The 12297-nt window shown below is 44.2% G+C and carries 9 protein-coding genes and 1 tRNA gene; all 10 read left to right on the plus strand.

Features of this window, described 5'->3' with window-relative positions:
• Positions 1-231 precede the first annotated feature (231 nt).
• Positions 232-1206 (plus strand): MBL fold metallo-hydrolase, encoded by a 975-nt coding sequence (locus BUB92_RS09960; protein WP_073093351.1) that lies wholly within the window; start codon positions 232-234, stop codon positions 1204-1206.
• Between the two features lie 131 nt (positions 1207-1337).
• A complete protein-coding gene (locus BUB92_RS09965) occupies positions 1338-1622 on the plus strand; it encodes a hypothetical protein (protein ID WP_073093352.1) in 285 nt (94 codons plus the stop codon).
• A gap of 213 nt (positions 1623-1835) precedes the next feature.
• On the plus strand, positions 1836-2276 hold the full coding sequence (locus BUB92_RS09970) for a hypothetical protein (protein ID WP_073093353.1): 441 nt from the start codon (positions 1836-1838) through the stop codon (positions 2274-2276).
• A 110-nt stretch (positions 2277-2386) separates the two neighbouring features.
• Entirely contained in the window at positions 2387-2791 is a 405-nt protein-coding gene (locus BUB92_RS09975; RefSeq protein WP_073093355.1) for a hypothetical protein, read from the plus strand.
• Between the two features lie 146 nt (positions 2792-2937).
• On the plus strand, positions 2938-3588 hold the full coding sequence (locus BUB92_RS11865) for a thermonuclease family protein (RefSeq protein WP_073093356.1): 651 nt from the start codon (positions 2938-2940) through the stop codon (positions 3586-3588).
• 181 nt (positions 3589-3769) lie between these two features.
• Positions 3770-6556 carry a PD-(D/E)XK nuclease family protein gene (locus BUB92_RS09985; protein ID WP_073093357.1) on the plus strand — a complete coding sequence of 929 codons (2787 nt, stop codon included), beginning with the start codon at positions 3770-3772 and terminating at the stop codon, positions 6554-6556.
• A gap of 13 nt (positions 6557-6569) precedes the next feature.
• On the plus strand, positions 6570-9881 hold the full coding sequence (locus BUB92_RS09990; protein ID WP_073093358.1) for a UvrD-helicase domain-containing protein: 3312 nt from the start codon (positions 6570-6572) through the stop codon (positions 9879-9881).
• A gap of 14 nt (positions 9882-9895) precedes the next feature.
• On the plus strand, positions 9896-11275 hold the full coding sequence (locus BUB92_RS09995; RefSeq protein ID WP_073093360.1) for a DNA recombination protein RmuC: 1380 nt from the start codon (positions 9896-9898) through the stop codon (positions 11273-11275).
• 347 nt (positions 11276-11622) lie between these two features.
• Positions 11623-11697 (plus strand) — tRNA-Val (locus BUB92_RS10000).
• Positions 11698-11881: 184 nt separating this feature from the next.
• Positions 11882-12297, plus strand: a 416-nt coding sequence (locus BUB92_RS10005; protein WP_143156932.1) for an Rpn family recombination-promoting nuclease/putative transposase, incomplete at its 3' end; no start/stop codon positions are given.

Consider the following 12297-nt stretch of genomic DNA (forward strand, 5'->3'; position numbering starts at 1 on the left):
GCAAGTATAAACTTGAAGAATTATGAAAAACTAATAGCTTAGCACTTGACGCAAGCTATTAGCTAGTACCGATACGTTAGTCGGGAATTTAAGCCTTCGGAGCGTCATACCAAGCAGGAGTAGGGTTATCCGAAACTGGACGCGATGAACAAGGAAGGAAACAGAAACTTTATAAGGATATTATAAATCCCTTATAAAGTTTTATAGGTTTTCTGTAACGGACAATAGTTTATGGTGGAAAAAATAAGGGATAATTTATATAGAATGAGTATTCCGCTTCCTTTAACCCCGCTTAAAGCTTTAAACTCCTATGTTATAAAGGGAAGGGAGCGAAACCTCATAATTGACACCGGCTTTAACCGGGAGGAATGTCTTAGTGCCATGCAAAACGGGCTTAAGGAACTGGCGGTAGACCTTGCCAGGACAGATTTGTTTGTAACCCATATGCATGCCGACCATTCCGGCCTTATATCCCATCTGGCTACTCCTTCTTCCCGGATATACTGCAGCCAGAAAGATGGGGAAATGATAAATGCTTCCCGCCGGGGGGAAAACTGGCAGGGGGTACTCCAGCAGGTTATAAAATATGGTTTTAGGACGGATGAGGATATAACCGACTATCTGCCCGGCAAGAGATACCGGATTTCTAATCAGGTGGATTTTACTTATGTCCGGGAAGGAGACCGGATTGAGATAGACGATTATTGTTTTGTCTGCCTGGAAACCCCGGGCCATACTAAGGGGCACATCTGCCTTTATGAAGAAAACTATAAAATCCTGATTTCCGGGGATCATATTTTGCCGAAAATAACCCCGAATATATCGAAATGGTTTAACAGCGAAAATCCGCTGGCTGATTATATAAAAAGCCTTGACAAACTGGAAAACCTGGAGGTCGAACTGGTTTTACCCGGGCACCGGGATATTTTTACCGACCTTAAAGGAAGGATAAGGGAACTCAAAAAACACCATGAGCGAAGGTGCCGTGAGGTTCTGGATATTCTGGCCGGCTATGAAATGGTAGATGCGTTTACCCTGGCTTCGCAGATGGAATGGGATATATCTTTGGCCTGGGATGACTTTCCCGTGCCTCAGAAATGGTTTGCTCTGGGTGAAGCGCTATCCCATCTTAAGTATCTGCAAGCGGAAGGAAAGGTGGAAGAGATAGAGGGAGAGGTAGTAAAATACAGGAAATGCCAGCAATGAGTCGCAATTTGACTTTTTTTGACTTCATATGCGAAAATAGCATAGTAAAAAAAGGAATTCAGCTTTTGGTAGCGAAATCCTGATTATGATAAATTTTATTTGGATAATAAACAAACCGGGGGGGATGGTTGGTGCAGCTCTTAAGAATAGAAAACTTTCATCTTACCGACCGGAATAAAGCGGCCGGAGATGCCTACTTTGCGTGTGATGGCCAGGAATACCGGGCGGAGCTTATTTTTTACCTGCAGGGCTATCAGTGTTTGAGCATTCGGGTAGGCAGGCATGACCCCTCACTTAATACCAGGGATATTGAAGATTATGTAGAGAGGCACAGCCGTGAGCTCAGGCAGCAGGTGCAGCCTGAGGTGGAGCGGGTAAAAAAAGAAAGGGAAAAGATGTTAAACTCGTTGCAATAAATGTTAGAAAGTGTTATATTATAAATTCATAGCCGGATAAATTTAATTTCCCTTATTTTTCATTGTTATTTTAACTTTGGTTCTCATATAATCAAAGTATAGGGAGTACAATTTAACAGGGCTTATGGCTACAGTTTTTTAATATTTTTTTACGTCAGATGCTCTAGAGGATGCTGCCTTAAACTGTAGCTAATAGATGCGGAGGTGAATTTTATGAAAAAAAGATGGGGAAAAGGAGACCCGGTTAATTTATCCGACCTTTTAAAAATCACGCCGGTGGCCAATGAAATCATGCAGCTGAGCAAGGAACTGGAGATGACGCCAGGTGATATTATGTGGATAGTGAACCAGATAATAGATAATGTTCAGGAAATAGATGCTCTGAACGAAGCAGAAGACATCCAGCTGGAGGATATAGAAGATTTTATGGAAGGTTACTGGGATGATGATCTGGATGACGACCTGGATGAAGAAGATGATGAGGAAATGGAAGCAGCTGAAGATAGGGCTCCCCGAACTGCTTACACCATAAATGTAAAAGTAAGCAGCGACGGGCGCTTTCCGGAAATCGGCTTTAAAGCCGGGGTAAATGACAAGGAAGATATAGGCTACTTTTTCGATATGGTAATGGAGATGCTGGATAAGCTGGATTAAAAGAAAAAGTCTGCGGTTTTGACTGTTTCCCGGTCAAAGCCGCTTTTGCTTTTTTATTTATCAGAAATGTTATATGATAAAATTGAGAAAGAGAAAGATGAGGTGACAGTATGCAATTGATAAATGATATAAGACAGCTGCCGGATGATTGGATAGATATAGTGATAAAAGATAGGCCTGTGGTTATTGCCAGGGATAGTGATTATATTTTTTCCTTAACCCGGGAAAACCTGGAAAGCTTACTGGAACCGTACAAGTTTACAGCTGCTAAGTATATGGAAGCTGATGGTTCGATAACTTTATCTTTGCATGAACTTGATTTAGTTGTAAATATGCCTACCCTGAAGGATGCCCTGGAAGCTATGAGAAAGGAACTTAAGGAATATGCTGAAGAATATTATGAAAACTTCCGCCTTTATTATAATTCACCCAATCGCAAAGGCCACTGGCCTTATGTTTTAAAAGTTCTTCTGGCTGATAATCTGGATGAAATAAAAGTGATGATAGATGCCTAGCTGGAGGGATTTGAGGCGGCTCAGGGGAAATAGGTTATCATTTGTGGCAGGAGATTTTAAAAAAACAGCTTAAAGTTACCCAGGAATATTTTAATAAGAAAATATAGCAGGAATGCCCTGCTTTTTTTGTTGAGGAGGTGGATTTTATGCAGTTTAGAAGATGGCTGGCTTTTTTCTATCTAGTTGTATTCTTTTTGCTTATCCTTGCTGGCTGCGTTTCCCGGGACAATACCTATCAGGTACTGAGGGTAGTAGATGGAGATACGATCATTATCGATTATAACGGCAAAGAAGAGCGGGTAAGGTTTATCGGGGTTGATACCCCGGAAACCAAACATCCCCAGAAAGGGGTAGAATTTTACGGAAGGGAAGCTTATGAATTTACCCGCAATCTTTTGGAAGGAGAAAGGGTAACCCTTAAATTTGATGTGCAGGAAAGGGACAGATATGGACGACTTTTAGCCTATGTTTACAAAGACGATATATTTGTCAATGAACTCCTGGTAAAGGAAGGCTATGCCCGGGTGCTTACCATCCCTCCTAATGTTAAATATGCCGAGCATTTTCTGAAACTGGAAAGGGAAGCCAGAAAAGAGGGGAGAGGCCTCTGGGGGAAAGAAGTGGCAGAAGAGAAAAAGGAAATAACATATATAGGAAACAAAAACAGCAAAAAATTTCATCTACCTTCCTGCGAAGGGGTAGCTAAGATGAAAGAGGAAAATAAAGTTAACTTCAACAGCTTGGATGAAGCTTATGCAGCCGGATATAGTCCATGCAGTATTTGCAATCCACAATAGGAAATGGTTCTTTTGTGCTGCTTTGCATTTGGCACAGATATTTAAAGTATATTTTCCATTTTCTTTTTTTTATAAATATCATAAGCCTCATAAAGTGGAGAATAGGCAAGAAGGTGAATGACAAATATATGTCAGGTATCCATTGTAAAATATGAGAGAAAACATAAGAGGGGGTATAAAGGTGCAGGAAGCGCTAGAAAAGGTGAGGGAATACATAAAAAACAGGGAGTGGGATCGTTACCTGGTAATACTTCCTACTTCTGAACTGAGAGACTATTTTATAAGCGAGCTTTTGGCAGATGAAATAGCAGGGATGCTTTATCCCGGCATATATACCTTTGATTCTTTTGTCCAGGAGGTATTGCATCGGGAAAATGTAAAAATGCCGCTCATAGGTGGTATAGAGCGGCATGAGCTGATGCGCAAAATATGTCCCGCTAAAACCTACGGTGTGGTGGAAGATATCCTGTCAGCCATAGCAGAGATCAAAAAAACCGGCCTGTCTCCGGAAAAATGGCAGGCCCTGAAAGAAGATGAGGAGCTCTGCGGGCTTAATCTGTTTTTTGTGCTTTATGAAAGGTATAACGATGAGCTTAAAAAAAGAGGATTAAATGATTCGGAAGACAGGTATTACAAAGTGCTGGAACTGCTTACCGGAGGACAGGTTTCCCTGCTGGATAACCTGGAATATTTCTATGCCAGCTGGTTTTTTGATCCTACCGGCATCGAGGAAAAGGTATTAAAGAAAGTAGGGGAGAAAGTACCGGCTAAATCCCTGTTCATCGAGCGGATAGAGGAAAAAGATTTTAAGCTAGACGATGGAGCGGGTTGTATTTTTCCCGGAGGGGAAAGAGCAAAGGCTTTCCCGGATGTTACCGTTTTTTCTGCCCGGGATAGGGAAGAAGAAGTCAGAGGAGCGGTAAAACTTATCAAAGAACATCTGGCCGGCGGGGGGAGAATAGAGGATATAGTGCTGGTTTGCCGCCATCCGGACAGTTATGCTCCGGTTTTGCGGAGGATTTTTGATAAAGCAGGACTGCCTCTGACCCGGGAAGTAAAAAAGCCTCTTTTAAGCAACCTGCTTATAAATGATATATTAAAGCTCTTTAAAATGCGCGCCTCCCAGGGGGAAGAAGGCTTGCTTTCCCACCCTGCCGACCTGAATCCGGCTTCTTCCAGGCCGGATGACAGGACAGATGACATATCTCTCCTCCTGCAGGAAATTTCTCCTTTGTTGGCTATGGGAGATACCTGTTACCTGCCGGAAAAACTGGGCCTTATTCCCCAAAGCGGAACTTATGGAGAAATAGCTGAAGGGCTGAAAACTTTTCTAAAGGAGCTTCCTCTGGTGGATAATATCCTTAATCTGCCGGAAGAGCTGGACTTAAAGGAGCGTTTCTCCCTGGCCGGACGGGATCTGAGGGCTCTGGATAAGCTGGAGGAAATCCTGGAGCAGATGGCTAAAGCCGGTGAAGAAGAGGAAAAAACAAGCTTATCCTTTTTTATAAGCCGTCTGGAAACTTATCTGGGAGGGATTACATATACTTTTGCTCCAGCTGATTTCAAGGGGATAAAAGTTCTCGATCCAAGTGATATAAGGGGACTCAGCTTCCCGGTGGTGATAATGCTGGGGCTTAATGAAGGGGTTTTTCCCATCAAGCCGGAGAGCAACTGGGTGATACCGGATAAAGAGCGCCAGATCTTAAAAGCGAAATACGGCCTTTATCTGCCTGCTGCCCGGGATATATATGAACGGGAGAAAGTTCTCTTTAAGGCAGCGCTTAATGCAGCCCGGGAAAAGCTCTACCTTCTCTATTCCCTGTATGACGAAGAAGGAGAGGAAATGCTTCCTTCCCTTTTCCTTAACTATATCCGTAAGCTTTATCCCGGCGGGGTAAAAGAGGAGCAAGTAATCCCCTGGCTTTCCTATGCCGAGGATTTATCTCTGGTTTCTCCTTTTTATCCCGGGGAGACGGCAGAATATCTACGGGAAAGAGGGCTGCCGGAAGAGATAGTGGATGCCGTAAGCCGGGGGAAGGTTTTTGCACCTTGTGACCATTTCACCAGTGACGGGGCTTTAAAGGCTATAAACAGTAAATACCAGGATTTTACCTTTGCGGTAACCAGCCTTGACAGTTATATTAAGTGTCCCCTGCAGTATTTTTTTGCTAGCGAGCTTGCGCTGAAGGAGAAGGAAGAGGCCAAGGATGCCATTTCTCCGCTGTCCCGGGGAACCCTGCTGCATAAAATATTATGCTCCTTTTTTACCTGGTGGAAAGGGGAAGGCTATCGCCAGCTGAAAGAAAGTGAAGTAGAGACCTGGATCTACAATGAACTGGAAAAGGAAGCTATCCCTTCCCCTCTTCATCCGGTTTTGTGGGAGATGGAAAAAGAAAAACTTCATGAGCAGCTGGTTGACTTTATCCTGAATGAGATGGAGCGGGGAGAATTGAGGCCGGAATATATGGAATGGAGTTTCCGTCTTGAACTTGCCGGGAAAGAAAAAGGGGTTATGAAAATCTCCGGGGCGATTGACCGCATAGATAGTTTAGAAGAAGAGGGAAAGAAGGTGTATGCAGTTTATGATTACAAAAATTCAACCGGAAGCCTTCCGGGAAAAGGAGACATCTTTGCTTACCTGGCCAGCCTCCAGCTTCCTTTGTACATAATGGCTGTTAACGAAAAGCTGGGGGGAGAAGTAAAGGGAGCTGGCTATATAGGTTTGAAAGAGGGCAAGGTGGACAAATTTTTCCCTTGCGAAGGCTGGAAAGGCAGAATACTGAATAGTTCAAATAAAAAAGGAGAATTATCAGCTGCCGACTGGGAAGACTGGCTTTCCCGGGCCCGGGACATGGCTTTTGCGCTAAAGGATAACCTGCAAAAAGGGTATTTCCCGCCCCAGCCCCATTCTGCCTGGGAAAATGTCTGTGAATACTGTGCTTTTGCCTCTATCTGTTTTTACCGCTAAAGGAGGGATGAAGTTGCGTTTCATTTTTAATGAAGAACAGCAGTTTATTCTGGATAATATGGATAAGCCCATGCAGGTTTCAGCCGGAGCCGGTTCCGGCAAGACCAGGGTGCTGGTGGAAAGATATTACCGCCTTATAAGCCGGGGGGTAAAAATAAACCGCATTCTGGCCGTCACCTTTACCCGCAAGGCGGCCGGGGAGATGCTGGATCGTATAAGAAAAAGGATAGCTGAAGATGAAAACCTGACAGCGGAGGAAAAAAACCGGCAGCAGGAAGAACTGGCCTTTGCCTATATCGGGACTATCCACAGCATATGCGCAAGGCTCATAAGGGAAAATCCTCTTTTAGCAGGAGTAGATCCTTATTTTGGGCTCCTGGATGAAGTCGAGGCTTACCGCCTGAAGATGGATATTATCCGGAAAACCGCCTATGAACAGCTGGAAAAAGATAATCAGTACCTGAAAGAATATATAAAACTTTTTGGATTTGACGGGCTTTTATCCGATCTATATGACTTCTTGCAGCTGACTTCTAGCCGTGGGCTGGTGTTAGAAGACCTGTTGTCTAAAACCGAAGAGGCTTATGGCGAAATTACAGAAAAGCTGCCAGAACAGGTAGAAAAACTGAAAAATTCTGTTCTTGCTATGGAGGCAGCCGGTAAAGAGCTTAAAGAAGGAACACCTACCCGCCAAAAAATAGAAGAACTGATGGCAGTTTTTCCGGATTATATACCCGTATTAGAAATGATTAAAACCAACCCGGTCTGGGATCCGGAAATTTATGAAAAAATGCAGGAATTAAGCGGGTACAGGCTTGAGGCCAGGGGGAAGGCTGCGGAAAATATAAAAAGCTTTCGCGAAAATCTGAACGGAATCAAAGCTTTACTGCTGGACCTGAAATACTTTCCTCTGATAAAGGAAGCCTTTTTTCCTTTAGCCGCTGATGTAAGAGAGCGGATAAAAAAAGCCAAAGAAGCCCGCAATCTTCTGGATTTTGATGACCTGGAGGAAAAAACCCTGTCGCTGTTAAGAAACCATCCGGATGTGCTGGACAAATACCGCCAGCAGTTCACTTATATTATGGTAGATGAATATCAGGACATTAACTACCGGCAGTATGAGATATTCCGGCTTTTAAGCGATGATTTTAAAAAAGGCATATTCACCGTCGGCGACCCCAAACAGTCCATCTACCGCTTTCGGGGAGCTAAGGTAGAGCTTTTCGGCCAGACCGGAGAAAAAATAGGGGAAAGCGGTATAAATGCCGGTCTTAACCGCAACTACCGCACCTTATCTCCCATCATCGATTTTATAAACGACTTTTGTGCCCGGCTGTTTACCGATGAAGCCATACCTTTTGCCCCCCTGCAGGCGGAGCGCATTATCTCCTCCGGACGGAGAAGCCGGCTTTATCTGCTAAAGGGATTTCCCCCCGGTAAAAAAGCTGAAGCCCAGGCTTGCCTGCTGGCAGATGTTATAAAGGATATAATCAATGAGGAAATTCTTCTTCCGGATGAAAAGACGGGGGAAGTAGGAAGGGTAAACTATGGCGATATTGCCCTGCTTTTCCGCACAACGGCCAATATGCCTGTATTTGCCCGTATTTTAAGAGATTACGGCATTCCCTGCCGGGTAATAGGAAGCCGCGACTTTTTCCTGGCCGAAGAGGTAAAGGCCATGCTCAGGCTTCTGGAGGCCATTGCTGATGCCGGGGATGAAATCTCTCTGGTAGGAGCTTTGCGTTCTTTTCTCTTCCAGGTAGAAAACGAAACCTTATGGCTCATGCGCCAGAAAAGGGAGCCTCTGCGGGAGGTGCTGAAAAAGGCAGGAGATCTTCCTATTCCCGAGGAAGAAAAACAGAAGCTTAAATGGGCCGACCATATCCTTGCCGAGGGGGAAAAACTCAAAGACCGGCTTACTCCCTCTGAACTCATACGCTATCTGGAGGAAAAAACCTGTGCCTCCTTTATTCCCCTGAAATATTCCGAACCGGCGCAGAAAAAGGCCAACCTGAACAAACTGGCTGCAATGGCCTGGCGCCTGGAAGAAAAAGGGGTTATCCGCTTAAAAGATTTTCTGGCCTATATGAATGAAGCGGAAAAAAGAGAAATTCAGGAAAAACAGGCGGCAGTTGACCTGGAAGGGGATGACCGGGTAAAGCTTATGACTGTACACCAGTCCAAAGGCCTTGAATTTCCGGTAGTTATCATACCCGAGCTGGAAAGAGAGTTTAATGAAGAATATACCCGGAAAAACCTGCTGGTGCGGGATGAAGAAGGGATATTTTTGAGGCTTGCTTCCAGTAAGATAAGCAGTGAAGAAAAGATAATGAGCCGGCGTCATCAGGCAGTTGAGGGAGAGAGAAGGGATGTCATCTCTGAACAGAAAAGACTTATTTATGTAGCCCTTACCCGCTCCCGCGACCTCTTGATCCTTGCCGGCATAGGAAAGTTTAATGATAAAGAAAATAATGATAAAGAAAATCAGATCCAAAGCTGGAGGGATTTTATTCAGAAATATTATACTGATGAGAGCAGGCAGATTGTCGATACCCATCTGGAAATAGCTGTTGAAGAGGTAATGGCTGTACCTGAATTTAGTGCCAGTACTGGCAATACCAGTGAGAATTCATCTTCCCCCTCTCTTACCGGAGAGAAGGTGGAAAAGAAGGATTTTATCCCTGTCGGCTTTGACTATATATCACCTACCCGTCTGGTAGAATATGCCTTCTGCCCTTATCAGGCTTATTTTGCTCAGCGGGAAAAAGTAAGGCTTAAGCCGGCAGAGGAGGAAGAGACCCTTTCTTCCGCCCGCCTGGGCAACATTGTCCACTACCTGGCGGAAAAAAACGTATCTTTAAGCGAAGCCGGGAAAATCGTCTCTTCCTGGTCTGACCTGAGCGAGGAAGAAAAAAAGGAAGCCTTAAAACTTTTTGCTGTTTACCTTGAAGAGCCCGAAATAAAAGAGATACGGGAACAGGCTGACTACAAAAGGGAAGTGCCGTTTCTGGTTCGTCTTGAGGATTTTTATCTGCGCGGGGTAATTGACGGATTGGGCCTAACTGAGGATAAAATCTATATAATAGATCTCAAAACCGGCAAAGAGCGGGATATATATGATCTGCAGCTGGCCTTCTATGAAAAGGCTCTGCAGAGGATAATGCCGGAAAAAGAAATCGCAAAACTTATCTTTTACCTGCAAACCGGGATGGTAAAAAAGGCAGCCGGCAATATGGAGGCTTTAGTCCCCGGAAAATTATCCTTAAGGCCAGTTTTTTCAGAGAAATGCGAACAGTGCCGGCTTAAACCTTTGTGTAAGGTGTAAAAGGGAGGTATGTCATGACAACTGCGGTGATAAATGTAATCTACCTTGCCGGGGGCCTGCTTTTAGGATTAACCCTTTCCTTTCTTTACCTGCGGGGGGTGCTGGAAAGGGAGAAAAGCCGGAACAGCTGGCAAACGGAGCAGATTTCCCTGCTCCGTTCCGAACTGGAGCGCAAAGAAGAGGAAATAGGCGCCTTACTGAATGAAAACACCGCCTTAAAAACGGAAACGGCCGCTCTTAAAATCCGGCTGGAAGAAGAGAATAAGAACTTCCAGGAAAAAATAAAACTCCTGGAAGAAGCCAGAAGAGAGCTTTCCGATGCTTTCAAAGCCTTATCAGCTGAAGCCTTAAAGAGCAATAACCAGTCTTTTCTGGAACTGGCAAAGACTATTCTTGATAAATACCAGGAAGGAGCAAAAAGCGACCTGGAGGAAAGGCAAAAAAGCATAAAAGAACTGGTATCCCCGTTAAAAGAAGCCCTGAACAAGATGGAAGAAAAGATAAACTGGCTGGAAAAAGAACGCACCGGTGCTTATGCCAGCCTTATGGAACAGGTGAAAAATATGGCCGAAACCCAGCTAAAGCTGAAAGAAGAAACCTCCAGCCTGGTAAACGCCTTAAGAAAGCCGCAAATGCGGGGAAGATGGGGGGAAATCCAGCTAAAAAGAGTAGTAGAACTGGCAGGTATGGTAGCCTACTGCGATTTTATAGAACAGCCCACCTTATCTTCCGAAAAAGGAAAATTAAGGCCGGATATGATCATAAACCTGCCGGGCGGCCGCTATATAATCGTGGACTGTAAAACCCCCCTGGAAGCTTATCTGGAGGCCGTTGAGGCCAGAAGCGAGGAAGAAAGGGAGGAAAAAATAAAACTCCATGCCCAGCATATAAAAAATCACATAAACCAGCTTAACAAAAAAGAGTACTATGCTGACATGGAAGCGACTCCTGAATTCGTCGTCCTCTTTATTCCCGGCGAAGCCTTTTTCAGTGCGGCTCTGCAAGCCGACCCCTTCCTTATCGAATACGGAGCGGAAAGGCAGGTTATCCTAGCTACCCCTACCACCCTGATTGCCCTTTTAAGAGCTGTTGCCTACGGCTGGCGGCAGGAAAAAATAAACCAGAATGCGCAGGAGATAAAGAGGCTGGGCAAAGAACTCTACGAGCGGCTTGGCACCCTGGCTGAGCATGTAGGCAAACTGCGCAAAAACCTGGATGATGCGGTAAGTAATTTCAACAAACTGGTAGCTTCTCTGGAAACCAGGGTTTTCGTGTCAGCGCGCCGCTTCAAGGAGCTGGGGGCAGCGGGGGAAAATGATGACGAAATTCCGGTTATTCAGCCTATTGAAAAAAACTTGCGGGAGTTATATAATAATAATCACAACTTAACATAAATAAAAGCCTGATTCTAAAAATATTCGTGGTTCATTTCTTACCTCCGGTTAACAGCCAGTTTACATCCATGACATATAATGAGGAAAGAGTGATATAATGGAGTCATGGAAAGGAGGGATGAAGAGTGGACTACAGGTTGATCGATGAAATCCTGCGGGAAATCGGCCTCGAACACATCGATGAAGATGAAGCCGAAGAAGATGATTGAAAAAACAGCCATTAAGGAAAAACCTTGGTGGCTGTTTTAATGTGAAGAAATTCTCCTGCCTTTAAATCCCCCTTTCGTCTTACCCCTTGATTTTACCCCTTAAAGCATATATAATGAAAAGCGAAAAAAGAAAAGCATGGGTCGTTAACTCAGCGGGAGAGTGCTTCCTTGACGCGGAAGAAGTCACAGGTTCGAATCCTGTACGACCCACCATTAAAAGCCAGAAATTACGGGACTTTTTAAAAGTCTCGTTTTTTATTTAGCGGCAAACACACAGTTTTAACACACAGGGACAGTTCTTTTGTGCTGTAACGAAAAGTCCTTTTCTGGTTCAATTTTATGCTGACATTTACCCTTCTGGCAGGAAAATGGATATTTTTGCCGAATAACCACCAAGATGGCAGTCAAATGGTTATGCTTGTTTGCCTTGTTCTGGCTTTTCTGGATTAAAAAGTATCGCAAAACCAGTTTTGTAAAAAGCTTGTTCGGGCAAAAAGAGGTAGAAAGGAGCCTTTTCATGAATGAAATAAACATCCATGACCGGTTTTTCAAAAAATATTTGGAAAATCCCCGCATAGCAGGGAGTTTTCTCTCCTACATCCTGCCGGAGGGAATAAAAAAGATAGCTGATCTATCAAACCTTACTTCCAATAAGACCGGATTCATAGATGAAGAACTAAAAGAAGCCTATTCTGATCTTCTCTTCAAGACCAGGTTAAAAAGCGGAGAAGATCTGTATATCTATTTCCTGATCGAACATAAAAGCTACTTCTATGAACATACAGCCTTGCAGCTCTTGAAATACATGGTAAG

It is taken from the genome of Thermosyntropha lipolytica DSM 11003 (assembly GCF_900129805.1).
Lineage (GTDB): Bacteria > Bacillota > Syntrophomonadia > Syntrophomonadales > Syntrophomonadaceae > Thermosyntropha > Thermosyntropha lipolytica.

Excerpts from the sequence above, each read along its gene's own strand:
- BUB92_RS09960 (WP_073093351.1), top strand. The coding sequence starts at position 232 with ATGGTGGAAAAAATAAGGGATAATTTATATAGAATGAGTATTCCGCTT.
- BUB92_RS09970 (WP_073093353.1), top strand. The coding sequence starts at position 1,836 with ATGAAAAAAAGATGGGGAAAAGGAGACCCGGTTAATTTATCCGACCTT.
- BUB92_RS09975 (WP_073093355.1), top strand. The coding sequence starts at position 2,387 with ATGCAATTGATAAATGATATAAGACAGCTGCCGGATGATTGGATAGAT.
- BUB92_RS11865 (WP_073093356.1), top strand. The coding sequence starts at position 2,938 with ATGCAGTTTAGAAGATGGCTGGCTTTTTTCTATCTAGTTGTATTCTTT.
- BUB92_RS09995 (WP_073093360.1), top strand. The coding sequence starts at position 9,896 with ATGACAACTGCGGTGATAAATGTAATCTACCTTGCCGGGGGCCTGCTT.